This is a genomic window from Mycobacterium sp. 050128 (assembly GCF_036409155.1).
In the GTDB taxonomy this organism is placed as follows: domain Bacteria; phylum Actinomycetota; class Actinomycetes; order Mycobacteriales; family Mycobacteriaceae; genus Mycobacterium.
Genome location: NZ_JAZGLW010000006.1, coordinates 103,888 through 129,274 on the forward strand (window position 1 = coordinate 103,888; position 25,387 = coordinate 129,274).

Below are 25,387 nucleotides of genomic sequence, written 5' to 3' on the forward strand. Positions count from 1 at the left end.
CACGTCCACCCGCGAAAGAGTCCCGATGCCAGTACTTTCCGCCGTTGAACGAGCCGCGCTAGGGGCATCCGTACGCGCCGCATGCGGACGGCTGCTTTCCGAGGAGCGGCTGCGCTACATCATCGACGACGCCGGTGCCGACGATCGAGGCTTCGACCGTGAACTGTGGCGTGCACTGTGCCAACAGGTCGGCGTGGCCTCGGTCGCCGTGTCAGAGGGCTACGGCGTGTATGGATACGGCGTAACGGAACAAGCCGCGATCGCGCACGAACTGGGCCGTGTCCTGGCGCCCGTTCCGTTCCTGTCCTCCGCAGTGTTGGCCACGGCACTGCTCGCCGCAGGCGGAGATCCAGCCAACCTCCTCGCGGATGTGAGTGCCGGAAACTGCACTGCAGCAGTCGCCGTGCGAACCCGGCAGGGACGGCTGGATCGGATGGCGGCGACACCCGCGGCCACTTGCAACGGGTCGCTCTGGCGGTTGTCGGGATCGGTGCGCCACGTCCTCGGTGCAGCCAGCGCCGCGTACATCCTCGTCGTAGCAGACAACGACGGGCAGCCAGAGATTTTCGTCGTGGACCGCGATCAGCCGAATGTGGTCGTTGCGGCAGAGCGCGTCTTGGACGCCACCCGCCCGATGGCGTCGGTCACGTTCGACGCCGCAGCGGCCCAACGCCTGACCCCCAATCGCGCGGTAGTGGAGGTAGTCGACGACAGCTTGCTGCGCACTATTGCCGTGCTCACCGCTGAGCAGGTGGGCGCGACCGAACGGGTACTGCAGAACGCCGTCCAATATGCGCGTACCCGAAGGCAATTCGATCGAGCCATCGGATCGTTTCAAGCCGTCAAGCATCGGTGCGCGGACATGTTGGTGGATCTAGAGCTGGCACGCTCGGCGTCGATGGCCGCCGTGCAGGCTGTGGACGAAGCAAATCCCGACGCGACGTGGCGGACCAGCATGGCGAAGGCGATCTGCTCGGAAGCGCTGCGCAACGCTGCGCACGCCAACCTGCAGATCCACGGCGGCATCGGGTTCACCTGGGAGCATGCCGCAGGTCTGTACGTGAAGCGGGCGCGTACCGATGAAGTGCTGTTCGGCCGCCCCGCGGAGCACTGGAACTTGCTGGCCGACGCAGCTGCGCTCGTCGCGGAAACACAGGACGACGAACGGGGTGCCAACGATGTGCTTGCCGAGTCACGATGACGATATCGACGCTGCCGCGACCGGGTGTGCGGCGACGCAGGCAAAGACGGCGGTGATCACCCGTGACCAGCTGCGTGCGTTTCTACGGTCGGCGCCGAAACCACGGGGGTTGCGCGACTATGGGCCCACCCCTGCCGCCGACGACGTCGAGCCGGGTTCGCAGTGGCACGCGTACCTCGCCGGGCACCACTACACGTGTCTGCACTGGCCGCGCGAGTTCGGCGGAATTGATGCGCCGGTGACATTCCAGGCGATGTTCGCCGAGGAATGCGCCCACGCCGACGTTCCGCGGCAGTTCAGCATTTTCGGGCCGGACTTGGTCGGACCGGTGCTGATCAAGTCCGGCTCCGACGAGCAGAAGGCCACCTATCTGGAACCGATCCGCACCGGGGCGCACATCTGGTGCCAGTTGTTCTCCGAGCCGGAAGCGGGATCGGACCTCGCCTCGCTTCGCACGCGCGCGGTACCGACCGGGACGGGATGGCGGATCGACGGCCAGAAGGTCTGGAGCTCGGGCGCCGCTGCAGCAGACTTCGGAATCCTGTTGGCGCGCACTGATAATGACAAGCACGGTGGCTTGTCGATGTTCATCGCTCCGATGAACACGCTGGGCATCACTGTACGACCGCTGCGCCAGATCGACGGCGAGTCGAAGTTCAATGAGGTGTTTTTCGACGCAGTCGAGCTTCCTGGCGAATCGCTCGTCGGCCGACGAGGACAGGGGTGGGCATTGGCGCTCGCGATGCTCGGCCGCGAGCGACTGACGCTCGGTACGCACGCCGTAGCAATGTTCCGGAGGCACAGCGCTCTGCTCATCGCGGCGCGTGAGCGCGGCGTGCTGGACCCGGTGCTCGCCCGCTCGATGACGCGGCTCTGGGCGCGAATGTGGTTGCTGCGCTACACCTGGCAGCGTGCAGTCGAGTCAGGGGACGTGACCTCTCCGGAGTTCTCGGTACTCAAGCTCGTCACCTCCGAGACCGACCGCGACCTGTCCGACCTGGCCACCGACGTGCTGGGTGAGGACGTGTGTGCCGACCCCGGAGACGACGATCTCGTACGGCACATGCTCGTCGGTCGCGCGCAGACCATCCTGGGCGGCACGAGCGAGATTCAACGCAACATCCTGGCCGAGCGCGTGCTGTGCTTACCCAAGGAACCGCATTGACAGCGGATGCGCTGCGCACCGCGCTCGAGGCGGATCTGCGCCCCGGTATGACCGTCGCGCTCGGCGACGGCGTCGGCATCGCGAATCGTGTTCACGACGGAACGTCGGTGTGCGAAGTGTTGTGCTCGGTCGCAAGGGATCTGGGCCGGCTCCGGCGGGTAGTCGGCTGGCTGCCCACACCCGCCGAGGGACTCGATGCCGACGCCTGCGAACAGGTGACAGTGCCGATGCCCGCGGCCGGTGCGCGACCATTGCTGCGCAGCGCGGCGACCGGATTCGTGCCGGCGCGCTTCTCGGCGTGGCCGAAGTTGTTGTCCGGAGGGCTGCAGCCGGACATACCGATCACCCGACTCTTCGCGCGTTCCAGTGCAATACATTTCGGCAGCGAGGTGTCCTACCAGCAGGCGCTGGTAGACTCCGGCGTTCCGGTACTGGCCGTCATCGACGACGCCACCCCGATGGCTTCCGCCGAACCCCCCGGTGTTCTCGGCACAGGTCCGCGTCATCGGTCGCAGCACCACCGGTCCCGTGCAGTATCACCGCGAACCCGAGCCGCTGCACGATCAACTCGCCGACGCGGTATTGCGTTTCGTCCCCGCCGGGGCGCGGATCCAGTACGGCCCAAGCCAACTGGGCACGGCCCTGCTGCGCCGTGCAACAGTGCCGCTGAGCATCGACACCGGCATACTCACCAGCGCTGTCATCGACCTGGTTCGACGCGGCCTGCTGTACGGGAACCCTTCGGCCACCTATCTGACCGGCACCGATGTGCTCTTCGACTGGGCCGACGGGCGTCCGTTTCTGCGCGGTGTGCAGCACACCCACGATCTCACACAGCTGTCGCGCGGGGCTCCGTTCGTAGCGGTGAACACCGCGGTCGAGATCCACTAGGTAGGCCAGGCCAACGTGGAGGGCCGCGGCGGCAAGCTCATCGGGGGATCGGCGGGCATCCCGACTTCTGCGCGGCCGCCCGCATGCACCGGCGCGGACTGTCGATCATCGCCGCCCCGTCGACGGTCAACGGTCGCAGCCCGCTGGTGGATCGGCCGAGTCGGCCGGCGTCCACTCCTGCCTACGACGTCGACGTGGTCGTCACCGAATCCGGTTACGCAGACCTGCGCGACGCCGACTGGTCGCTGCCGCATAGCCACACTGTTCGGCGTCTGATCGAGAAAGGCCCTGTATGTCACTACTTGACGGTCACGTTGTCCTCGTCACCGGCGGTGGACGCGGTCTCGGCCGCGCGCACTGCCTCGAACTTGCCGCCGGCGGCGCCGCAGTCGTGGTCAACGATCCCGGTGTCGACCGTGACGGGAGCGGAGGCGGATACGGGCCAGCCGATGCCGTCGTCACCGAGATCACCCGCGCCGGCGGGACCGCGGTCGCCCACACCGGCTCGGTCACCAATTGGCACGACGCGCACGACATGGTCCAGCGGGCAGTGACTGAGTTCGGAACCCTCACCGGTGTGGTGAACAACGCCGGCATCCTGCGTGACGAGATGATCACCAGCGCCACCGAAGGTGCGTGGGACGCCGTGATCGACGTCCACCTCAAGGGCACGTTCGCCGTGACTAAGCACGCGTGCGACTACTGGCGGGCCCGCGCCAAGCAGGACCATCCCGTGGCCGCTCACGTCGTCAATACGGTCTCGGGCGCCGGCTTGTGGGGCAACATCAGTCAGGGCGCCTACAGTGCAGCCAAGGCCGGGATCGCCGCGCTCACTCTGGTGACCGCGATGGAGATGCAGCGCTACGGTGTCGCGGTCAACGCAATCTCTCCGCTGGCCGTGACCCGGATGAGCGCGGAGTATTTCGGCGACCAGCGCGCCGCCGACCCGGAACTCGATCCTGCGGCCAGTTCGGCAGTCGTGGCCTGGCTCCAGTCGCCCCAAGCCTCCTGGCTCACAGGACAGATCCTTCGCATCGACGGCAAACGCCTCATCCGCATCGAGGGCTATTCTGAGGCACCGCGCCATTACGTGGCCCGCAACGGCGAGCGGCTCGAATTCGCCGAACTGGGACAGGCAGTCAACTGGCTGTGGGATGCGGCGCCACGGGGCCTCGCCGGACCCTTGCCGACCCGCCGATGACCACGTCGACCGATCCCACAGCGAGCGCCGACAGCGTCTCGGCGACAACGAACTTCGCGAAGCTGTGCGCCAACGACCTCGAACTCGCAGCGCTGCGGTCGTCGATCCGGGAGTTCCTCGACTCCGATCGCGAATTGCACGGGTGGCAGCCTCACGTCGACTCGTGGTTATCGTGCTGGGACGAGGAGTTCAGCGCACGCCTTGGGGAAGCCGGCTTCCTCGGAATCGCCATTCCCCGCGTGTACGGCGGCGCCGGACTCGGCCACCTACACCGCTACGTCGTCACCGAGGAGCTGCTGGCCCACGGCGCACCGGTCGCGGCCCACTGGATCGCCGATCGGCAGGTCGCGCCGGCGCTGCTCGCCTACGGCACTGAGGCGCAACGCGAGCGCATCCTGCCGAGGATTGCATCTGGCCGGTTCTACTCCGCGATCGGCATGAGCGAACACGGCGCGGGCTCCGACCTCGCCGCCGTGCAGACCCGCGCCACCAAGACGGAACGCGGGTGGACGCTGTCGGGAACCAAGGTGTGGACCAGCGGGGCCCACCATGCCCACCAGGTGGTGGTGCTCGCCCGAACTAGCGCGCCGGATCCCGAGCATCGTCACGCCGGTTTCAGCCAGTTCCTGGTGCCGTGCGACGCCCCCAGAGTGATCATCAGCCCCATCGCTCTGATGTCCGGCGAGCACCACTTCAACGAGGTGCTCCTCGACGACGTCGAACTTTCAGACACCGACCTGCTCGGCGAGGTAGGCAACGGCTGGCACCAGGTCACGTCCGAACTCTCCTTCGAACGCAGCGGTCCCGAGCGCATCCTGACCACGATGCCCCTCATCACAGCAGCCATAGGGCGACTTGCCCTCCGCCAGCACACCGACGAGTCGATCGCCGCCGAGGTGGGACACCTGATCGCGCGGCTGACATCGATACGCCAACTCTCGATCGCGGTCGCCCGTGGGCTGGTGGCCGGCCGACCCGCAGCCAACCAAGCCGCGCTGGTCAAGGACCTCGGCACTCGTTTCGAGCAGGAATCCGTCGACATCATCGCCGACCTGCTCGACCGCGCGGGCCCAGACGCGGCTCTTGACCACGAGTTGAAGACGATGTTGACCACAGCCTGGCTGCACCGGCCGCTGTTCACCTTGAGGGGCGGAACCAACGAGGTCCTACGCGACGTGGTAGCTCGGGGAATGGGACTGCGATGACCGACCTCGACAACGTATTGGCCGGCGGGTTACTCGGGGCGGTATCCAGCGCCGACGAGTTCGCCGACGTCCGTGCACTCGTCGACGAGCTCAGCCAACGCTCCTTCGACGCCCGCCTGGGCCGCCGCCGACGTCCAGAAGCCTTCGATGGTCCACTCTGGAATGCGTTGCAGGACACCGGCCTTGCCCGGCTCACCAGCGACGCGGAGAACGGTGCCGGACCCGCCGACCTCGCGGTGGTGCTGTATGGGTTGGCCCGTCGCAGCGCTGCGGTACCGGTGGCCGAGACGGACCTGCTGGCGGCGTGGCTGGGACAGCAGGCTGGCGTCGACGTGCCAATCGCCGGTCCGCTGACCGCCGCCCGCACAACCGGGGCGGTCCGCGACGGCATCGTCACCGGCACCGCCACCGGGGTGCCGTGGGCACGCGCCGCCGACGCACTGGTGTTGCTGATCGACACCGGTGCGTCGCACTACGTCGGCGCCTTCGGCGTCGACGGTCTTGTCACCGACGCGATGAACCTTGCGGGGGAACCGCGCGACGACGTCGGATTCGGACTGCCGCTGGCGCGATTAACGTCGGTCGGTGCAGCCCTTGCCGACGAATTCGACTGCCGGGGAGCGTGGGCCCGCTGCATCCAGATCGTCGGTGCCCTCGACGCCGCCGCCGCATCCGCGGTGACCCACTGCCGCGAGCGCGTGCAGTTCGGCCGACCGCTGAGTCGCATCCAGAGTGTGCAGCAGGCGCTGGCGACCATGGCCGGAGACATCGAACGCGGCCGCGCTGCAGTCACACTGGCCGTCGCAGCAGCCATCGACTTCGGATTCGGCAGCGGCCGAACCGAATACGCCGTGGCCGTCGCCAAAGCAGTGCTCGGCCCGGTAGTCGCCGCGGTGACCACTGCCGCACATCAGCTGCACGGAGCGATCGGCACCAGCGTCGAGCACCCGCTGTGGGCCTCGACGTTGCGCGCCCGCAGTTGGACCGACGAATTCGGCAGCGCTGGCCACCACGCACGTCGGGTCGGTCATTTGGCTCTGAGCTGTAACAACGTCTGGGACTGCGTCACCGGCAGATTCTGAGACGTGCACTGATCAGCAACGTCGACGAAAGGGCTTGACTCACATGGATCACTTCGATTGGACGGTCGACGATGGCGTCGGCATGATCGTGCTCAATCGGCCGGAAGCGCGAAACGCGTTCACGTTGCCCATGATCCAGGAGTGGGAGGAGCTGTTGCGGGCGTGCCGCACCGACGACGACGTGCGCGTCGTGATCCTGACCGGCGCCGGCGACAAGGCGTTCTGCGCCGGTATCGACCTGTCGTGGCTGACCGATGCGCACACCCCGCTCGAGCGCAAGACCGACCTGCACGCCGGCATCCAACGCATCGCGCTTGCGGTCGAGGATCTCGACAAGCCGATCATCGCGGCGATCAACGGCGTCGCCGTCGGAGCCGGTCTCGACATGGCGTTGATGTGCGACCTGCGCGTCATGTCGAGCAACGCGCGCGTCTCGGAGGGCTACGTCAAGCTCGGGCTGGCGCCGGGCGGGGGCGGCGCCTACTTCCTGCCTCGGCTGGTCGGACTCGCCAAGGCGCTCGAAATGCTGCTCACGGGCGACGTCGTCGACGCAGAAGAGGCGCTACGCATCGGGCTGGTCAACAGAGTCGTCGCAGCCGAACAACTCCTGCCGGTGACCACCGCGCTGGCGCGGACCATTGCAGACAATCCGCCGGCCAGCGTTCGGATGATCCGGCGCGTCACGCGTCAATCGGCCAGCCTCGAGCTGCGGCCCGCACTGGACTTGGTGTCATCCCATGTGGCGGTGCTGGCAACCACCGACGACGTCACCGAAGCGCTTGCCGCGATGATGGGGAAGCGAGTGGGCAACTACACGGGTCGGTAGTAAGCGGGCACCACCCAGCGCTAGTGCAGTCCGCCGGTCCATGCGGGATCGGAGAGCACGTCATCGTGGCTCGCGTCGAGTTCCTCACCGGTCCAACGGATCGAGCCGGGGGTGCGGCCGAATCGTGGTACTACCGCGGGCATCCGCATCGGCCCGTACACGGGGTCGGTCACTGTTTCGATGGTGCCTCTGGCGCGGTAGTGTGCGTCGGCGAAGATGTCAGCCGCGTCGTACTCGACACAGTAGGCGACGTCGTTTTGGTCGCAGATCTGTTGCAACTCCCCGGTGGTGTGGCTGCTGACCCACTTGGCGAGCAACTCGTCGAGTTCCACGCGATTGGTCACTCGTGCCGAGTTGCTCGCGAACCGAACATCGGTGACGAGTTCGGGTCCGCCCACGGTTTCCAGCAGTCGCTCGGCCACAGGTTGCGTGCTGGCTGTCAGCGAGAACCATTTACCGTCGGCGGTCTGCCAGGTGCCGACCGGCGCGACATAGGTGTTGGAGGTGCCTTCGCGGCCGATCACCGTGCCCTCCTGGTCGTATGTGGCGGTCATGAGTTCCATCAGTCGGAAAGAGGCCTCGTAAAGTGCGAGGTCGATCTCCTGGCCGAGTCCGGACCGCTGCCGCTCGATGTAAGCGGCGAGCACGGCAGCGGTACCGGTGAGCGCGCCGAAGTAGTCGCCGACCGGAATTCCGGGATGGATCGGGGGCCGGTCGGGAAACCCGTTGACGGATGAGAATCCACTGAAGGACTGCGCGATACGGCCGAAGGCCCGATTGCCCCGGTTCGGCCCCGTTTGGCCAAAGCCGCTGACTCTCAACATGATCAAGCCGGGGTTCTCCGATTGCAGTGTGGCGTAGTCGAATCCCCAGCGCTCCATGGTTCCCGGAGTGAAGTTCTCCACGAAGACGTCGGCCGACCTTGCCAGGTTTCGCAGCAGCCTGCGGTCATCTTCCAGGTGTAGATCTAGGGCGATCGAACGTTTTCCGCGGCCGTTGATCTTCCACCACAACGGAGCCCCGGAGTGGGAGCCGAGCTTGCGGATGGGATCGCCGATCCGAGGTTGCTCGACCTTGACGACGTCGGCGCCCCAGTCCGCGAGATAGGTTCCGATCATCGGGCCGGCTACGAGCTGACCCACGTCGAGCACCCGGAGGCCCACCAGCGGGCCACGCGCTTCCGGTCTGTGGTCGTATGTCGTCATGGACTCTCTTTCTCCGTGAACGTCCCCTGGCGTGGCGAGCGGCCAAAGGAGCACTCGTCGCATGCCGACCACGCTAGCCGCGGCCGGAGGCGGCGAAAATGGTTGACTTGCCACCATGTTGACGCCGGACGGGGACCCAAGCGTTGCGTTTGACACCGGTAGGCAGGGTAGGACGGCTACTAGCAGCAGTTGAACCCCACTCGTCCGCCGAGGCGCGGGCAAGCTGTCTCCACCGGCTCACCGAGAAGGAACCATGCCGATGAAGATCTCTGTCGCCGTGTTCGACCACCCACAGCATGGGGCCCCAGCTTCGAGGCGGCCGAGCCCGAGGCCGGCCGAGGAACACCGATGACTGCCTGCGTTTCGCGTGCGCTGCAGCGACGACCGCTTCCGGGTGTAGCGCGTACGGTGCTAGTGGTCAGCGCACCACGTTAATGGGCGCGTACACCGATACATTATCCAAGGTGGACAACCCCTTTCGCGATGCGGCGGCGATCGTAGGCGTCGGGAGTACCGAAATTACCAAGCGATCCGGTGTTTCAACGCTCACGCTCGCCGTGCGGGCGATCAACGATGCGCTGGCCGATGCCGGCCTCAACCGTGGCGACGTCGACGGAGTGGCGTGCCACCGCGTCGGGGACTCCGCGGATCCGGCGCTGGTGGCCCAGGCGATTGGGGTCGCCAATCTGCGCTTCATCCAAGATTTCTTCGGGGGTGGTAGTTCCTGCATCGCACCGCTTAGTGCGGCGGCAATCGCGGTCGCCAGCGGGCAGGCCCGCTGCGTGGTCGTATGGCGGGCGCTCAACGGGCGCTCCGGTCCGCGGATGTCCGGCGCATCGGCGATGACCGGATTGTCGTCCGACGCTCAGTATTGGATGCCGTATCGGCACGTGTCCGCGCCCCAGCAGTTCGCCATGTTCACGCGCGCCTACATGCACGCGTATGGCGTCAAAGCGGAAGACCTCGGACGTGTGGCGATCGTGCAACGTGATTACGCCGTACTCAACCCGAGAGCGATTATGCGCCGACCGATCACGATGGACGACTACCTCGCCTCGCGGTGGATTGCCGAGCCATTGCGGCTCCTCGATTGCTGCCTGGAGACCGACGCCGCCGTGGCACTGGTCGTGACCTCGACGGCCCGTAGCCGAGATCTCCGACGGCCACCGGTTACGATCTCTGCCGCCGCTTCCGGCGGCGGAAATCAGCTAGCTTCCAACCATCATCGCGATCTGATCGCATCGGGTGCAGCCGAGATGGCGCCGCGTCTGTACAAGGCAGCCGGGCTCGGCCCTGATGACATCGACGTCGCCGAGTTCTACGACGCGTTCTCCCCGCTCGTGCCGGTGCAACTGGAAGCCTACGGTTTCTGCGCTGCTGGTGAGGGGGCGTCGATGATCGCGGAGGGCGGCACACGGACCGGTGGTCGGCTGCCCGTCAACACCCACGGGGGTCATCTGTCCGAGGGCTACGTTCACGGGCTCAATCACGTGGTCGAAGCGGTCCGGCAGCTTCGCCACGAATGCGGTGCACGTCAGGTCGCCGGCGCCGAAGTGGCGCTGTCGACCGCTCAACCCGGAATAAACAGCGGCCTCACCGGGGCCGTCCTTCTCAAGAAGGCAGCATGAGTGTTGTGAATCATTCTTTGGCTGATGCGGACTCGGCGACGTGGTGGGATGCACTGGCGCGGCATGAACTGCTGATCCAGCGCTGCACCTCCTGCCGCCGACTGCGCTGGCCGGCTCGGGCTGTATGCAACGACTGCGGCTCGTTCGAGTCGACGTGGGTTCCGGCGAGTGGACGCGGCACCATAGCGTCGTGGACCGTCAGTCATCAGCCGGCCGATCCCGCCGGGCAGTCGACCACCGTGGTGATGGTCCGCCTGGATGACCAGGACGACATCTTCATGCCCGGCTACGTCGACGGTCCCTCCGACGGCTGCGGGTTGGGCATCGGCCTTCCGGTCGACGTAGGATTCGACGAAGTCGAGTTCGGAGGAGCGGGAAGGCGAGTGGCGGTACTTCGGTGGCGCCGCCGCTGATCCGCAACGTGTCAGCTCCCTAGGAGGCCCTGCACGCGTCTGTGGGAATCCTCGTCGTCGAGCATGTGCACCATCAACAGCATATTCGGATGGTCGAGCGGACGAAGTTGAACGAGCCGGGCACGGACTTCACCGACGTCGGGGTGGTTGATGGTCTCTACGTGGTCGGCGACGCCCTGCACTTCGTGTCGTTCCCACACATCGCGGAAGAACTCGCTTTCGGCTATGAGGTGGTCGACGACAGTTGCGAAGTGTGCATCACCCGGATATTTGGCGGCTTCCGCGCGAAAGCGTCCCGTCGCCCGCTCTGTCTCGACCTCCCAGTTCACCAGGCGTTCCCGCAACTCGGGGCACATCACCTGAATCCACAGCCCGTTTCGTTGTTCGGGCGGCAGCGTCGACGGGTCGATGAACAGTCGCGCGTAGGACTGGTTCCAGGTCACCAGATCGGTAGCGGGCAACATGAGGTGTGCCGGGTTGGGCAACAGGCTGTCGACGAGGGCGACCAGGCCGCCGCCGACCTGACGGCGATCGAGGTAGATCGTGCGCGGTGTCAGGCCGGCCAAGCGTCGCAGGTAGCTGTGCCCCTTGTCGTCGAGCCTGAGCGCACGCGCCAAGGCTTCGATGACCTGCGGCGTGGTGTGGATGTCTCTGCCCTGTTCCAGCCACGTGTACCAGGTGACGCTCACCGCGGCGATGTCGGCCACTTCGTGGCGCCGCAGTCCTTTTACCCGTCGTCGACCGCGACGCGGTATGCCGATGTCCTCGGGCTGCAGCGATTCTCGACGCGCGCGCAAGAAGGCCGCCAGCGCTTCGCGACGGGCCCGGTCCTCTGACAATGTCGCACGGCTGCGCTCGGTCATCGGGGCGAAGTCGGGAGGGCGAGGGTCGCCGCACTGGACCTGTGGCACGCGGCTGGGCATGGTCAGGCTGGCGTTGGGCATGGATCAACTCCTTGTCGCAGTAGCGGGGTCGTCGAGCGGACTTGAACGGCGGACTGGTCGTGAGCGGGCGGTGATGCCAGAAATACGCGGGCGAGCTGCGGGCGGCGGGGACGGTCGGGCCATGACACCGCGGCGTACGCTGCGGTGTCAACGTGCAAGCATCGCTGTCCACAAGGTGAAGACTACACTACACCGACTAGTGTAGTTTGAGATTCGTCACAGTTTTGAAAGGATGCGCGGAATGACCACCGCCGACTCCGGGAGGCGCGGGCGAGGGCGCTCTGAGACCAAGCGACTTGCGATTCTCGACGCAGCGCAGGAACTCTTCGTTGCACACGGGTTCGACGTCGCGAGCGTCGATGCGATCTCGGCCCGCGCCGAGGTCTCGAAGCGAACGGTCTACGACCACTTCGGCGATAAGGAGAACATCTACACCACGGTGGTTGAACGGTCGGCGGAGAAGGTGCTGGTCACCGTCGTGGCTGCGCTGGAAGACGAACTGCCCTCAGGTTGCGATCTGCGTGACGGACTGCTGGCCTTCGTGCGCCGCGTCGCAACCGACACGTTCGCATCGTCTGCTTACGTCGAATTCCGAAGTCTGGTGAACTCTGGCGCGGCTCGGCGGCGCGTGCCGGGGTCGATACGCAACAAGCCCAAGGAACTCTTCATCGAACGGATGGAAAAATTCGCCGCTCAGGGCGCGATTCGAACTGACAACCCGTCTCGGGCGGCCGAGCATTTCATCGCGCTGACGATGCTCCTCGCGCAGGACATCGTCGCAATCACCGACGAATCGAGCTGGGACGCAGTCGATTCGATTCTCGTCGATGGAGTGGACGCCTTCATACGGGCTTACACGTAACTGCACGCCCGGCGACCGCTCGGCTTTCAGCTGTCGATGCTGATCGCCCGTTTCGGGCAGGCGTTCACGGCGTCTTGTAGCTTGTCGCGCAGGTTCTCCGATGGATTCTCGTTGAGCACGTACAAGTACTCATCCTCCCGAACCTCGAACAGCTCCGGCGCCGCGAAGCAGCATAACGCATTCGATTCGCAGAGGTCGAAATTCACGACGATCTTCATACCGTCATCGTGTCGGAAATCGTGGTGCGCTACGAGACCGTACCGATGAGAGCATGTAGGCCACTACTTTTGGATGTAGAAGTGTCAACTACGCCAGTGGCACAGTCGCGAGCGTGGCCTAGACCAACTCGACAAGAGTTGCATTGGCCGTGCCCCCACCCTCGCACATCGTCTGAAGGCCGTAACGGATTCCCTTGTCGCGCATGTGATGAATCATCTTGGTCATCAACACGGTGCCCGATGCCCCGAGGGGGTGCCCTACGGCGATGGCTCCGCCCAGTGGATTCAGCACCCTGTCATTAACCCCGAAGTTCGCCTGCCAGGCGAGCGGCACCGAGGCGAACGCTTCGTTTACCTCGAAGACGCCGATGTCGGAAATGGTCAATCCAGTTCTGCGCAATAGCTTCTCGGTCGCGGGAATCGGTGCGGTCAGCATCTGCACCGGGTCCGAGCCGGCCACTGCGCCTGCGTGGTAGCGGACGATCGGAATCAACCCGAGCTCGCGGGCCTTCTGCGGTGTAGTGATCAGAGTGGCCGATGCGCCGTCGGAGATTTGCGACGCGTTTCCAGCGTGAATCACCCCGTCGGCTTGGAACGACGGCTTCAGCCCGGCAAGTGTCTCGACCGACGTCCCACGGCGCACGCCTTCATCGGTGACAAAGTCCGGCTTGTCCGGGAGCACGGCCAACTGACTAGCGAAGGCGCCGCGATCAATGGCGGCGGCGGCAAGTTCATGGGACCGCACCGAGTAATCATCGAGTGCACGGCGGCTCAACCCCCACTGCTTCGCGATCAATTCAGCGCCGACACCTTGGTTGAAGTCGCCGTTGGGAAAGATCCCCGATTCCAGGTCGGACTTGTAACGGCTACGCACCAACGGGCCGAACGGGCGACCGAGTTCGCGGCCGGCTCCCAACGGGACTCGATTCATCGACTCCACACCACCAGCAACGACGACGTCATAGTGACCGCTGCGTATCAACCCGGCCGCGAAGTCGACCGCGGACTGACTGGAACCGCATGCGCGGTTAACCGTCAGCGCGGGGATGGCCTCAGGCCAGCCGGCCGCCAGCACCGAGTATCGGCCGATCTGTGCGGCCTGATCACCGACCTGATTGACGCATCCCCAAATGACGTCGTCGACGACGGAGGCGTCGATTCCCGTGCGGCGCTGCAGTGCGCGCAGTACTTGAGCGGACAGGTCGACGGGGTGTACGTCAGCCAATGATCCGTTGCGCTTGCCAATGGGCGTGCGTACGGCATCGACGATGACAGCTTCAGGCATGGTTTTCCTCCAGGGTCGGGGTGGGAGGACGGTGCGCAGTACCGTCGAATGTCCTGTCGCTGGCCGGGTTTCGCCGCGACAGGCCCGCGTGTGGCGATGCTACGCCAGCCCGCGTGGAGCAATCGGGTGGCGCCAGTACCCCCCGGTGCGTTGTGCATCGAGGGTGGCAGTACCACTAATGGCATGGTCTGAATCTGTTCCGGAGCCCGTATTGGTGCGAACGTTCGACGTGACCAAGACGGAGTATGCGGGGAGAGAGGATGCTGCGTGGAAACGAACAACGGCAATTCCAATGTGCTCGTCGTTGGGGGTACAGGCAGCGTGCGCACGGTGACACTGAACCGCCCAGAGCGGATGAACGCCGTCAACGAGGAGTTGCACGGTGCGCTGGCCAACGTGTGGGCTGCACTGCGCGACGACGACGAGGTGCGGGCCGTGGTGCTTACCGGCGCGGGTAAGGCGTTCTCGGCCGGCGGAGATATGGAGTATCTCGCCAAAGTGTCTCACGATGACGAGTTCCGGTACCGCACCATGGCCGAGGCCCGTCGGATCGTCTCCGAGATGCTCGCCTTCCCCAAGCCGGTGATCGCCGCGGTAAATGGGCCGGCCGTCGGATTAGGTTGCAGTCTGGCGGTTTTGGCCGATGTGGTGTTCATCAGCGAAGGCGCCTTCATGGCTGATCCGCACGTGACCCTGGGGGTCGTGGCCGCCGATGGCGGCGTGTTGGCCTGGCCGCTGGTGACGAGCATGCTGCGAGCCAAAGAGTACTTGTTCACCGGTGATCGCATCGACGCCGTGGAGGCCGAGCGCATTGGTCTCGCCAATCACGTCGTTCCTTCTGAGGATCTGTTAACCAGGGCGTACGGCCTCGCCGAGCGGTTGGCAGATCAACCAAAACAGGCACTTTGGGACACGAAGCGCGCCCTCAACATGCATGTCAAAGCTGCTGTCGAGAAAGTGGTCGACTTCGCGTTCGCAGCGGAGAGCGAGACGTTCGCCCTACCGCAGCTTAAGGCTCAGCTCGCGGTTTACACGACCGACCGAAACATCAGCACCCCGAGTACTGCCGCCGCGAGGTCATGACGCGCGACGCGATCACGTCACAAGCACGGCCGACTACCAACGAAGGACCATCATGGACAACTCACTCAACTGGCTGGTTTCTGTCGACGACCACGTGCTCGAGCCGCCGCACGTCTGGCAGGAGAGACTGCCTCAGAAATTCAAGGAGGCCGGACCGCGAATCACGCGGGACGCCAACGGCGAGGCCTGGATGTTCGAGGGCAAACGCAAGGCCACGACGGGTCTGGCTGCCGCGGCCGGCAAGAAGCGCGAGGAGTTCAGTCCGGAGCCGGTGACGTATGACGACATGCGACCGGGATGCTACGAACCCAACGCCCGGATCGAGGACATGAACCGGGCCGGTGTGCTTGCGTCCCTGTCGTTTCCGTCGTTTCCGCGCTTCTGCGGACAGGAATTCACCGAGGCCGAGGATCGCGAGCTAGGGCTGCTGTGCGTAAAGGCGTACAACGACTGGATGATTGAGGAGTGGTGCGGCGCGGCCCCGGACCGACTCATCCCCATGGTCATCTTGCCACTGTGGGATCCCAAGCTGGCCGCCCAGGAGATCGAGCGCACGGCGGCTATGGGCGCCAAGGCGATCGCCTTCAGCGAGAATCCTTACCTGCTGGGACTGCCGTCCATTCACGATCCCAGCGGATATTGGGAGCCAATGATCGCTGCCGCCAATGACACCGGGATGCCGCTCTGCATGCACCTCGGCTCATCGTCGCAGCTGCCGTCGACGTCACCGGATATGCCGATGATCGGCATCATCGCGCTAACGCCGGTCGCCAGCACTGCCGCGGCGTGCATCGACTGGCTGTTCAGCCCGTGGCTGCCCAAGTACAAGAATCTCAAGTTGTGCCTGTCTGAAGGCGGTATCGGTTGGATTCCCTACGTGCTCGAGCGCTGTGACCACGTCGTTGAGGTACAGCGTGCCTGGGCGTCGAAAGGCAGCTTCGGCGGCGGCGATATGACCACCGGTGAGGTCGGGGAGCACAGTGAGACCGGCGGCCTCGATCTATCGGTCATGCCGTCGGAGTTGTTTCGTAAGCACATCTTTGGATGCTTCATCGAGGATCCCTTCGGCGTGGCGTCGATCGAGAAGATCGGTGTCGACAACGTGATGATCGAGACGGACTACCCGCATACCGACTCGACGTGGCCTAATTGCATCGAGGTGGCGCACAAGGAACTCGCCGGCCTACCGGACGACGTCAAGCGAAAAGTCATGCAGACCAACGCTGCGCGGGTGTTCAACTTCGAACTGCCCGAGCCGCCAGCGACACGCGAGTGAGCAAGCCCCGCCGCGGCGGGATGGACGTGTGGCTGTCGTTGCCGTTCCTCTCCACGGAGGGCATGGCCATGCTCACCACGGCAGCGGAAAAGGCCGGGGTGAGCGGGGTTGCGCTGTCCGAACACCCTGCTGTGCCTGCTGATTTCTCGTCGCCATATCCCTACGGTGACGGCAAACCGGTTGATCTGCCGACCGATACGTTGCTACCCGACCCGATCATCACCATCACCGGCCTGGCAGCTGCGACAACGACGATCCGGTTCATGACCGCTGTGCTTATTGCTCCGTTGCGGCATCCGGTGATGCTGGCCAAGGAGGTCGCCACTGCAGCAGCGATATCGGGTGGTCGCATCGACCTGGGAGTCGGTGTCGGCTGGCTGCGCGAGGAGTTCGAGGCGCTGGGCAATGTGTGGTTCGACACGCGTGGCGTGGTGCTCGACGAGATGTTGGGACTGCTACCGAAGCTGTGGACCGGAGCACCGGTGGCGCATCGCGGCGAATTCTTCGAGTTCGCCGCAGTCGCGGTGAACCCGACTCCACCGCAACCCCTTCCGATCTTCGTCGGTGGCACTTCCAAGACGGCCGCCCGCCGTTGCGCCGCGTTCGCAGACGGTTGGGTGGGAGCGAATCACTCGGTGAACGAGGTCGCTGAGGTGGTCGCGCGGCTACGGGAGGCGCGCACCGCCGTTGGTGCCGACTGCGGCCCATTCGTGATACGCACGGGTCTGCGCGGCTCGGTCACGCCAGTGAAGGTCGCCCAGTTGCGCGAGCTGGGCGCGGACTCACTGCTGCTGTCCCCGTGGCAGGTTGGTGAGCGGCACGAGTCCATCCACGACGTCGACGTCAGTGCGATCGCCGACGCGCTGCCAAATTTGGTCGACATGATCACGAGCGCATAGGAGCGATTCGACGTGAAGCGGACGATTTTCGAAGACGAGCACGACATGTTCCGAGACTCGGTGCGAACGTTCGTCCAGCGTGAGCTCACAACGAAATTCGAACAATGGGAGCGCACCGGGATCGTCGACAAGGCTGTGTTCGCGAGGGCGGGCGAGGCGGGAATCCTGGGGGTGTCCGTCCCGGAGCAGTTCGGCGGTGGCGGTCAGCACGACTTCCGGTTCAACGCTGTCTTCCTCGAAGAGGTATGTCGAGAAGGGGTGATGAGCGCAGGTCTAGGCATCTCCAACCATGTTGACGTCGTGCTCCCGTACTTCTTGAAGTACGGGACTCCCGCCCAGCAGGAATGCTGGCTACCAGGGCTTACCTCGGGGGAACTGGTCGGCGCGATCGCGATGACCGAACCCAACACCGGCTCCGACCTGGCAGCTATATCCACAACTGCAAGGCTTGAAGGCGACACCTATATCGTGAACGGCGCCAAGGTCTTCATCTCCAACGGGATCAACTGCGATCTCGTGATCGTGGTCTGTCGCAGCGGTAACGACGGCACCGCACGGCGAAACCTAAGCCTTCTCGTCGTCGAAGCCGATCGGGCGGGATTCTCGAGGGGGCGCAACCTCGACAAACTGGGACAGCACGCCGCTGACACAGCCGAATTGTTCTTCGAGAACGTGGAGGTGCCCGCGCACAACCTGCTCGGCGAGCAGGACCGCGGATTTTACCAGTTGATGGCAATGCTGCCGCAGGAACGGCTGTCGATCGCGGTGATGGCGTTGGCACACGCCCGCGCCGCCTTCGACGACACTCTGGCCTACTGCAAGGTGCGCCACGCGTTCGGTCAACCCATTGGGTCGTTCCAGAACTCGCGATTCCAACTCGCAACGATGCGGACCGAACTCGACGTCGCCCAGGCATTCGTCGACGCGCAGTTGATCGCTTATCTCGCCGGCGAATTGACGGGAGAGGAAGCCGCGCAAGCGAAGTGGTGGTGTGCCGACCTGAATAACCGACTACTCCAGACCTGCGTTCAGCTGCACGGCGCCTACGGCTACATGGAGGAGTGCGCAGTTGGACGCGCATGGCGCGACGGTCGGGCGATGTCGATCTACGGCGGTACCAACGAGATCATGAAGGACATCATCGGCCGCAGGATGCTGAGCGTGTAGTGGATCTGGGCACTCAGCACCTGCGTATCGACTGCCGCGACCGAACGGCGTGGTGCGTAGTCGACAATCCGTTGCAGCGCAACGCGCTATCGGATGCGATGTATGCCGGACTAGGACGTGCTATCCGCATGGTCGAGGATGACTCCGATCTCGACGCGCTCGTCGTGACCGGCGTCGACGACGTATTCATCGTCGGGGGGGACCCCGCGTCACACGCCAACGATGAAACTTCGCTTGGCGAAGACGACCTGCCGTTTGGGCTGTTACACCGCACTGGCATGCCGGTGGTCGCCGCGATCAACGGACACTGCCAGGCCAGCGGAGTCTGGTTCGCCGTGCTCGCAGATGTCGCTGTCGCTAGTGACCGGGCCCGGTTCCGCCTGCCGGAACTTCGATTGGGCGTCGCTGCACCATGGAGCTCGACGCTGCTGCCCCCTGTCATCGGATTGGCCCGAGCCAAGGAGCTGGCTCTTACGTCGCGCCCGTTCTCGGCCGGCGAGGCAATGGCAATGGGATTGATCGCGCGCGTGGTGCCACACGACGAGCTGCACGACGCAGCGGCTGGCATAGTCGCCGATCTCCTCGAAGCAGCACCGGCAGCGCGTGCGGCTTGGAAGGCGGCCGCCCACGAACACATCTCACCTGTGGGCGAGCACTTGGTGGAGGCGTCGATCAAGACCGCCGAGGCGAAGGAAGGATTCGCCGCATATGCCGACCGTCGGCCCGCATCGTGGTCGCTGCGGCACAACGGACGTGAGGAAGGACGGGTCAATGGTTGATGTTTGGTATGGATCCAACGACGATCTGAGCGTTGTGGGACTGCTGCGCCAACGCGCCGACGAGTTGGGGGATCGCACGTTCCTTGATTTCAGCGGCGAGCAGTACACGTACAGCCAGATCTGGGACCGTGCCGCGGGCTACGCGACCGGACTTGGCAAGGCTGGCGTGCAACCCGATCACACCGTGGTGACGATGCTCGACAACAACGTCGACGCCGTGACGCTGTGGTTCGCGGTGAACCTCCTCGGCGGGATCTGGGTGCCGGTCAACACCGCCCTGAAGGGCAGCTTTCTGGCTCACGTGGTTTCGGACTCCGGCGCGCGTATCGTGGTGTGCGAGTTGGACTTCCTCCAACGGATACGTGCCGAACTTGGCAACCTTCCGACGTTGGAGCGGATTCTGGTGCGCGGGTTGGTCGAGGCGAGCCAGATCGGCACGGTGTCGGTAGAGCCGCTGTCTGATTATCTGCTGGAACCCGACGAGACCGTGCACGTCTGGCGGGCCAGCCGTGCCACGGCGCTCATCATCTACACCGGAGGAACGACCGGTCCGTCCAAAGGCTGCGTCATCTCCAATGGCTACGTGTTCAGTTCCGCGCGCGGGTTCATCGAACAATGCGGTCGCGCTGAGGGTGAACTGAACTGGAGCCCGCTGCCCATTTTCCACTTCAACCTGGCCAGCGGCACGATCCTTGGAACCATGCTCCTTCGCAGCTCGGCATCGATCGCAGGCCGATTCTCGGTGTCGGGGTTCTGGCCGGAGATGCGCCGCACTGGTGCCACGGTGGTCAATCTGCTCGGGTCGATGGGTTCGCTGATCGCGCGGATGGACGAGGTGCCAGAGATGGCGGCGTGCCTAGGGCAGATCCGCGTGGTGCACGGCGCACCTTTTCCCGCTGAGCTCCAAGAGATCTGGCGATCCCGGTTTGGGGTACAGATGGTCGGCGGCAACACCTACGGGCTGACCGAAGCCTTTCCGCTGACCACACTGGCGGCCGGCTCGCCTGCACCGCCCGGCAGTTCAGGCAAGGTAAACATCGAGAGCTTCGACGTCCGGATCTTCGACGACGACGACTGTGAAGTACCCGTGGGTGAGGTCGGTGAGGTGGTGTGTCGGCCACGACGCCCCGGAGTGATGTTCGACGGATACTGGCGCCGCCCAGAGGCATTCGCCGCGGCGATGAACAACCTGTGGTTTCATTGCGGCGATCTGGGCCGTATCGACGACGATGGGTTCTTCTACTTCGCCGACCGCAAGAAGGACTACCTGAGGCGGCGCGGTGAGAACATCTCCAGTCAGGAAGTCGAGCAGGTCATTCTCGGCCATGACGCCCTGGCCGAGGCCGCCGTACATGCGGTGAAGTCGGACGTGACGGAGGACGATCTCAAGATAACGGCGGTACTCAAGCCCAACGCACGGATCTCGGAGATTGAGCTCTTCGAGTGGCTCAAGGAGCGTATGCCCTACTTCGCGCTACCACGCTACATCGAATTTCGGGATGCGTTGCCAGTCAGCGCAGTTGGTCGGATACATAAGTACCAATTGCGTGACGAGGGCTGCACACCCGCAACATGGGACAGGGAGCAGGCGGATGTGAGCTGGGACCGACGGTAGAGCTGCAGTGCTGCCCGACTCCTACGGCGGCGCGGCCGCGGTGATCGCCAACGGCGTATTCGTCGAGCATCACCGCATCCGAGAGCAGGCGTTGAGATCGCTCTTCCGCAAGCCGCGGCGCCCCTGACCGGCGCGCCACTGGCTACTAATGGGGCACAGGCGTGCGGGAGTCTGTCTTGACGTCGATCAGCAGGGGACCGCGGCGTCGTGCTATGGCGTCGGAGATCGCTCCCATGTCGCCGGGACCCTCGATGCGCAGGCCGGCGACACCGATTGCCTCGGCGATGTCGGCGAAGTTCACATGGCCGAGTTGGGCGAGGTCGTGGCCTTTGCCGATTCTGTCGGTGATCGCCAGTTCTGCCCCGTACGCGCTGTCGTTGAACACGACGACCACGACGTCGAGACCATAGCGGGCGGCGGTCAGCAGTTCCTGGAGTTCCATTGTCATTCCACCGTCCCCGACGGTGAGCAGGACGGGGCGGTCCGGGCGACCCACCGCCGCACCGATCGCGGTCGCCAGTCCGAGACCGATGGATCCGAAGTCCACCGTTTCGATGAACGCTGACGGTTCGGTCACGCGAAGCCACGCGTATCCCGGCAGCATGAACAGGCCAGAGTCCGAGACGTAGGTGCGCTCGCCGGGGAACACCTGGTCGAGCATCAGGGTCAAGTCCCGACCATCGATGAGATCGGTTTTGTAGGGCAGGTATTCGTCACGCGGGTCGAAGTCGGCCAATTGAGTGCGAAGGGTGTCCGTGCACAGTCCGCCTGAGCAGGTGAGTTCCAGTTCGTCAAACCACTCGACGAGGGTTGCGGCGGTGCGTTCGGCGTCGGCGTGCACCGCGACTGAGGCGTCCGCGTAGCGTCCCAAGTGAGCCGGCTCGAGGTCGACGTGGACGATGCGTTTGCCGTCCAGCAGCGAACCGTTGGCGGTGGTGTCGGGATTTAGGCTGGCGCCGAAGGCAATCAGACAATCCGAGGCCATGAGCGCGCTCAATGCTGCGCTGTGCGAAAGTGTCCCGCAGATCCCGAGATCGAACGGCTCTCCGCGGAAGAAGTCCTTGGCGCGCAGTGTGGTCGCGACCGGTGCGCCGATTCTTTCCGCCAGCGTCAGAATCGACTTTCGTGCGTTGGAGCGCACGGCGCCTCTCCCGGCGAGAATCACCGGCTTCCGCGCGGCCGCGATCGCGCCGGCGGCCAGGTCGAGTGCAGCGAGATCCGGTGCTATGGCTTGTGGTTCGGTGATCTTGATGCGGGACGGCGTGTACTTCGTGGCGCATCGTTGCACGTCGACGGAGACGTTTAGCACGATCGGTCGGCTCTCGGATCGCGCACGTCCCATCGCTCGCGCGACGCCGTCCGCTATCCCGTCGGCCGAAGTCACGTGCTCGAAGCCCGCCCCGGTGGTGGCGACGAGTGCGGGCTGATCGATGTGTTGACGGCCGTGCGGTATCCGGGCGTCGGTGTCACCGGCGAACACCACGACGGGAACGCGTCCACGCGCGAGGTGCGTCAGAGCGGTGATAGCGTTGGTCAGACCGGGTCCGTGTGTCACTGTGGCGACGCCGACCGAACCGGTCACCGCGGTGTAACCCCCGGCCATCAAGACGGCGCCGTCTTCACGGGCGGCCTTCACATAATGCACACCGTGAGACTCGCTCAACTCGGCGAGCACGTGGATGTTGCCTTCGCCGAGGACTCCGAAGACGATGGTGACATGCTGGTCGGCGAGCGCGCAGGCGAGCGCGACGTGGCCGAGGACTTCGTTGGACATTGGGGCCATGAAACCACACGCAGGCAGCGCGGAAATGGTTCCATCGGCTGCTTTTTCACCGCTACAGGGGTTGAGCTGATACCAGCATGAGCAGCGACTTGTGCGCGTCGCTCCACCAGCGCAGCATCACGGTGAAGGTAGGCAGGTCCCACGAGGAGGAAGACGTGTCAACGGTTCTCGATGTCGACAGCCACGAGATGGCGCCGCTGGAACTTTGGGGAGAGGTGTTCGGTGACGAGATCGCAAGTCGCATCAACGAAGTCGGGTTCGACATCCTGACTCGGACGCGGGCCAACCCGCTGTCGGTTCCCGGTCTGGTCGGCGACATCACTCCGATCAATCAGGAGACGGTGTGGCAGCTCAAGGGGGCCAGCGCCCCGTCGGCAATCGACCTGCGTCGACGGCCCGCGGTGCTCGACGAAATGGGCATCTCGCGTCAGCTAGTGTTTCCCACGTTCGGGCTGTTCGCGCTGATCTTGGTCAATGATCCAAATGCACAGGTGTGGTTGGGTTTCGACGCCGATAAGTTCGACGGTCGCGAGATCGGCCGACTCGCAGTTGCTGCGCACAACGAGTGGGCGGCCGAGATCACGCGGTCCACCTCCGATCGCGTGCGGCCCGTCGGGATCGTGATGACTGATACCTCGGTGGAATCGATCATCGACCAAGCGCGCAGTGCGATCGACCGCGGCATCAGGGCTCTGATGATCCCGGCCAATGTGCCGCCTGCCGGTGCGTCGCCGGCACACCCCCAGCTCGACCCGTTTTGGCGATTGGCGGCAGAGGCCGATGTCCCAGTTACCATCCACCTAGGCACCGACAACGGATTCATCACCACTTCGGCTTGGTCGAAGGGCGTTGAGGTATTCCACCCCTCGGACAAGTCGAGTATCGAACTGCCTATCGAGCCATACCGCGCCACCAATATCCACTACTGCGCGGAGAACATGGTGTCCACGATGGTGCTCGGAGGAGTGTTCGAGCGCCATCCCACGTTGCGTTTCGGCGCCATCGAATTGGCGGCCGGATGGGCCGGTCCGCTCGCCGACCGGCTGGACATCTGGGCCGCAACGATGTTCCGGTCCCGGCTGAAGGACACCCTGAGCATGCGGCCCTCAGAGTACTTAGCTCGCAACATACGGGTCACGCCGTTCTACTTCGAGCCGCTGGCACGTTACTACGAACAACACCCCAACGTGTGGTCGATGTTCTGCTACGCCACCGACTACCCCCACGTTGAGGGCGGCAAAGATTCTCGGACCGTGCTCGCCGACGCATTGGCCACCGCGCCGGCGATCGCCAGCGAACAGTTCTTCACCACTAACGGAGAGCTGCTGCTGCCGGACTGATCGGATGAAGGTGAGTTGACCGGTACGGCGAAACGCCGGCTGCCGTTTGGCGAAGCGCAAATACCCCACTAACAACAAAATTCAAGGCTGATATGACACGAATGACGGATACCGACGTACCGAACATCGGGGACGTCGAACGACTCTCCTCGAACTTTGATCATCTCGACGTCGGGATGAACTACACGGTGCTGCAACAGGTATACGCTCGCCTGAGCCACGGGTGCCCGGTGCCGAAGACGGACGCGCACGGCGGCTATGCACTCGTCACCCGCTACAACGATGTGGTCGAGGTAGAGAAGGACACCAAGACGTTCTCCTCGGCACGCGACGGCGTCATGCACCCCACGCACGAGGGCCGGCCACCGAGTATCCCCATCGAATTCGACGGTCCCGAGCACATCGCGTACCGAAAGCTGTTCATGGAGGTGCTCAGTGCGCCTCGTGTCCGGAAACTCGTGCCGTACCTGGAGGATCTCACCCATCGCATGCTCAACGCCTTCGCCGCAGGCGATGACGTGGACTTCGTGCAGAACGTGGCGGTACAGATACCGGTTCGCGCGGTCGGACATCTGCTGGGGCTCGGCGAGGACGCCAACGAACAAATGCAGGCGTTTGCCACCAAGGTGCTCGAGCACGCGGGAACGCCGAAGATGGTCGAAGCGCTCCAAGAACTCGACGGCCTAGCCGTCGTGCACTGCAATCAGCGTCGTGAACATCCCGGATCGGACTACCTGACTACGCTGGTGCAGATGGACTTTGGCGGTCGCCCGCTAACCGATGACGAACTGAAGAACATCTTCCGGACGTTCGTCTTCGCCGGATTCGAGACCACGGCACATGCGATCGGAAGCCTGGTTCACCAGCTTGTGGTTCGGCCTGAACTGCAGGCCGAAATACGTTCGGGCGACGTGACGTTCGAGGGAATCGTGGAGGAGGGCCTGCGGCTGCTTCCGCCCGTGCATACCATGTTCCGCACCGTCACCAACCCGACGACACTGAACGGCTGCGAGCTGTCCGAAGGAGAACGGCTGGTACTGCTATATGCCGCCGCTAATCGCGACCCCGAACGTTTCGATGATCCGGAGTTGTTCTGCCCCAGGAGAGTCAATCCGCGGCAGCATGTTGCGTTCGGAATCGGGCCGCACTACTGCGCAGGAGCGACCTTGGCGCGCGCGGAAATCCACGTTCTCCTCGAAGCACTTGCCAAGCGGCCGGAGCTCGAGCTGGTCGGAACTCCGCGTCACAATCCGCAGCTCATGATGGGGCAGATGATGGGCGTCGACTATCTGCCCGTGCGTTTCCGGACGGCGAACTAG

General features: G+C 64.5%; 24 protein-coding genes and 1 pseudogene. 19 read left to right on the plus strand and 6 right to left on the minus strand.

The window, feature by feature from the left end; all coding sequences use genetic code 11:
- Nucleotides 1-25: 25 nt before the first annotated feature.
- Entirely contained in the window at nucleotides 26-1,201 is a 1,176-nt protein-coding gene (locus SKC41_RS27930; protein ID WP_330980941.1) for an acyl-CoA dehydrogenase family protein, read from the plus strand.
- Nucleotides 1,179-2,366 (plus strand): acyl-CoA dehydrogenase family protein, encoded by a 1,188-nt coding sequence (locus SKC41_RS27935; protein WP_330980942.1) that lies wholly within the window; start codon nucleotides 1,179-1,181, stop codon nucleotides 2,364-2,366. Before SKC41_RS27930 ends, SKC41_RS27935 begins: the two co-directional genes overlap by 23 nt.
- Before the next feature lie 91 nt (nucleotides 2,367-2,457).
- On the opposite strand, the gene SKC41_RS27940 is transcribed toward SKC41_RS27935, so the two are convergent.
- Nucleotides 2,458-2,703 (minus strand): hypothetical protein, encoded by a 246-nt coding sequence (locus SKC41_RS27940; RefSeq protein ID WP_330980943.1) that lies wholly within the window; start codon nucleotides 2,701-2,703, stop codon nucleotides 2,458-2,460.
- A 143-nt stretch (nucleotides 2,704-2,846) separates the two neighbouring features.
- Here SKC41_RS27940 and SKC41_RS27945 point away from each other — a divergent pair, with 143 nt between their 5' ends.
- The 6 genes and pseudogenes from SKC41_RS27945 (at nucleotide 2,847) to SKC41_RS27965 (ending at nucleotide 7,571) form a co-directional block, all read left to right on the plus strand.
- Nucleotides 2,847-3,257: a hypothetical protein gene (locus SKC41_RS27945; protein WP_330980944.1), complete on the plus strand. Its 411-nt coding sequence runs from the start codon at nucleotides 2,847-2,849 to the stop codon at nucleotides 3,255-3,257.
- Nucleotides 3,146-3,478 (plus strand): annotated as a pseudogene (locus tag SKC41_RS31920) (acetyl-CoA hydrolase/transferase C-terminal domain-containing protein); the annotation flags it as partial. The gene SKC41_RS27945 and the pseudogene SKC41_RS31920, both read left to right, overlap by 112 nt.
- 71 nt (nucleotides 3,479-3,549) lie before the next feature.
- A complete protein-coding gene (locus tag SKC41_RS27950) occupies nucleotides 3,550-4,458 on the plus strand; it encodes an SDR family NAD(P)-dependent oxidoreductase (protein WP_330980945.1) in 909 nt (302 codons plus the stop codon).
- The gene (locus SKC41_RS27955) at nucleotides 4,455-5,663 is read left to right on the plus strand and encodes an acyl-CoA dehydrogenase family protein (RefSeq protein ID WP_330980946.1); all 1,209 of its coding nucleotides are present in this window, start codon (nucleotides 4,455-4,457) and stop codon (nucleotides 5,661-5,663) included. Before SKC41_RS27950 ends, SKC41_RS27955 begins: the two co-directional genes overlap by 4 nt.
- Nucleotides 5,660-6,745: an acyl-CoA dehydrogenase family protein gene (locus SKC41_RS27960; protein ID WP_330980947.1), complete on the plus strand. Its 1,086-nt coding sequence runs from the start codon at nucleotides 5,660-5,662 to the stop codon at nucleotides 6,743-6,745. Before SKC41_RS27955 ends, SKC41_RS27960 begins: the two co-directional genes overlap by 4 nt.
- Nucleotides 6,746-6,788: 43 nt before the next feature.
- Nucleotides 6,789-7,571, plus strand: a complete 783-nt coding sequence (locus SKC41_RS27965; protein ID WP_330980948.1) for an enoyl-CoA hydratase/isomerase family protein — start codon at nucleotides 6,789-6,791, stop codon at nucleotides 7,569-7,571.
- 20 nt (nucleotides 7,572-7,591) lie between these two features.
- On the opposite strand, the gene SKC41_RS27970 is transcribed toward SKC41_RS27965, so the two are convergent.
- On the minus strand, nucleotides 7,592-8,776 hold the full coding sequence (locus SKC41_RS27970) for a CaiB/BaiF CoA transferase family protein (RefSeq protein WP_330980949.1): 1,185 nt from the start codon (nucleotides 8,774-8,776) through the stop codon (nucleotides 7,592-7,594).
- Between the two features lie 464 nt (nucleotides 8,777-9,240).
- Between SKC41_RS27970 and SKC41_RS27975 the strand changes: the two genes are divergently transcribed.
- Nucleotides 9,241-10,404 (plus strand): thiolase C-terminal domain-containing protein, encoded by a 1,164-nt coding sequence (locus SKC41_RS27975; RefSeq protein ID WP_330980950.1) that lies wholly within the window; start codon nucleotides 9,241-9,243, stop codon nucleotides 10,402-10,404.
- Complete coding sequence (locus tag SKC41_RS27980; RefSeq protein WP_330980951.1) at nucleotides 10,401-10,817, plus strand: Zn-ribbon domain-containing OB-fold protein; 417 nt, start codon at nucleotides 10,401-10,403, stop codon at nucleotides 10,815-10,817. Before SKC41_RS27975 ends, SKC41_RS27980 begins: the two co-directional genes overlap by 4 nt.
- Before the next feature lie 11 nt (nucleotides 10,818-10,828).
- On the opposite strand, the gene SKC41_RS27985 is transcribed toward SKC41_RS27980, so the two are convergent.
- Nucleotides 10,829-11,761 carry a helix-turn-helix transcriptional regulator gene (locus tag SKC41_RS27985; RefSeq protein WP_330980952.1) on the minus strand — a complete coding sequence of 311 codons (933 nt, stop codon included), beginning with the start codon at nucleotides 11,759-11,761 and terminating at the stop codon, nucleotides 10,829-10,831.
- 241 nt (nucleotides 11,762-12,002) lie between these two features.
- Between SKC41_RS27985 and SKC41_RS27990 the strand changes: the two genes are divergently transcribed.
- The gene (locus tag SKC41_RS27990) at nucleotides 12,003-12,623 is read left to right on the plus strand and encodes a TetR/AcrR family transcriptional regulator (RefSeq protein ID WP_330980953.1); all 621 of its coding nucleotides are present in this window, start codon (nucleotides 12,003-12,005) and stop codon (nucleotides 12,621-12,623) included.
- A gap of 26 nt (nucleotides 12,624-12,649) precedes the next feature.
- Here the strand turns inward: SKC41_RS27990 and SKC41_RS27995 are convergent, their stop codons facing one another.
- A complete protein-coding gene (locus tag SKC41_RS27995; protein ID WP_330980954.1) occupies nucleotides 12,650-12,841 on the minus strand; it encodes a ferredoxin in 192 nt (63 codons plus the stop codon).
- A gap of 118 nt (nucleotides 12,842-12,959) precedes the next feature.
- Nucleotides 12,960-14,126 carry a thiolase family protein gene (locus tag SKC41_RS28000; protein ID WP_330980955.1) on the minus strand — a complete coding sequence of 389 codons (1,167 nt, stop codon included), beginning with the start codon at nucleotides 14,124-14,126 and terminating at the stop codon, nucleotides 12,960-12,962.
- 267 nt (nucleotides 14,127-14,393) lie between these two features.
- Here SKC41_RS28000 and SKC41_RS28005 point away from each other — a divergent pair, with 267 nt between their 5' ends.
- From SKC41_RS28005 to SKC41_RS28030, 6 genes are read left to right on the plus strand one after another with little or no spacing between them, the layout of a single operon-like run.
- Entirely contained in the window at nucleotides 14,394-15,209 is an 816-nt protein-coding gene (locus SKC41_RS28005; RefSeq protein ID WP_330980956.1) for an enoyl-CoA hydratase/isomerase family protein, read from the plus strand.
- Nucleotides 15,210-15,261: 52 nt separating this feature from the next.
- Nucleotides 15,262-16,485 carry an amidohydrolase family protein gene (locus SKC41_RS28010; RefSeq protein ID WP_330980957.1) on the plus strand — a complete coding sequence of 408 codons (1,224 nt, stop codon included), beginning with the start codon at nucleotides 15,262-15,264 and terminating at the stop codon, nucleotides 16,483-16,485.
- On the plus strand, nucleotides 16,482-17,384 hold the full coding sequence (locus SKC41_RS28015; protein ID WP_330980958.1) for a TIGR03619 family F420-dependent LLM class oxidoreductase: 903 nt from the start codon (nucleotides 16,482-16,484) through the stop codon (nucleotides 17,382-17,384). The genes SKC41_RS28010 and SKC41_RS28015 overlap by 4 nt, the downstream gene beginning before the upstream one ends.
- A gap of 12 nt (nucleotides 17,385-17,396) precedes the next feature.
- The gene (locus SKC41_RS28020; RefSeq protein WP_330980959.1) at nucleotides 17,397-18,551 is read left to right on the plus strand and encodes an acyl-CoA dehydrogenase family protein; all 1,155 of its coding nucleotides are present in this window, start codon (nucleotides 17,397-17,399) and stop codon (nucleotides 18,549-18,551) included.
- Nucleotides 18,551-19,330: an enoyl-CoA hydratase/isomerase family protein gene (locus SKC41_RS28025; protein WP_330980960.1), complete on the plus strand. Its 780-nt coding sequence runs from the start codon at nucleotides 18,551-18,553 to the stop codon at nucleotides 19,328-19,330. Before SKC41_RS28020 ends, SKC41_RS28025 begins: the two co-directional genes overlap by 1 nt.
- Nucleotides 19,323-20,945: an AMP-binding protein gene (locus SKC41_RS28030; RefSeq protein ID WP_330980961.1), complete on the plus strand. Its 1,623-nt coding sequence runs from the start codon at nucleotides 19,323-19,325 to the stop codon at nucleotides 20,943-20,945. Before SKC41_RS28025 ends, SKC41_RS28030 begins: the two co-directional genes overlap by 8 nt.
- Before the next feature lie 145 nt (nucleotides 20,946-21,090).
- On the opposite strand, the gene SKC41_RS28035 is transcribed toward SKC41_RS28030, so the two are convergent.
- Nucleotides 21,091-22,719, minus strand: coding sequence for a thiamine pyrophosphate-binding protein (locus SKC41_RS28035; protein WP_330980962.1), 1,629 nt, complete (start codon nucleotides 22,717-22,719; stop codon nucleotides 21,091-21,093).
- 164 nt (nucleotides 22,720-22,883) lie between these two features.
- Here SKC41_RS28035 and SKC41_RS28040 point away from each other — a divergent pair, with 164 nt between their 5' ends.
- Both SKC41_RS28040 and SKC41_RS28045 read left to right on the plus strand, forming a co-directional pair.
- Nucleotides 22,884-24,068 carry an amidohydrolase family protein gene (locus SKC41_RS28040; protein WP_330980963.1) on the plus strand — a complete coding sequence of 395 codons (1,185 nt, stop codon included), beginning with the start codon at nucleotides 22,884-22,886 and terminating at the stop codon, nucleotides 24,066-24,068.
- A gap of 101 nt (nucleotides 24,069-24,169) precedes the next feature.
- On the plus strand, nucleotides 24,170-25,387 hold the full coding sequence (locus SKC41_RS28045; RefSeq protein WP_330980964.1) for a cytochrome P450: 1,218 nt from the start codon (nucleotides 24,170-24,172) through the stop codon (nucleotides 25,385-25,387).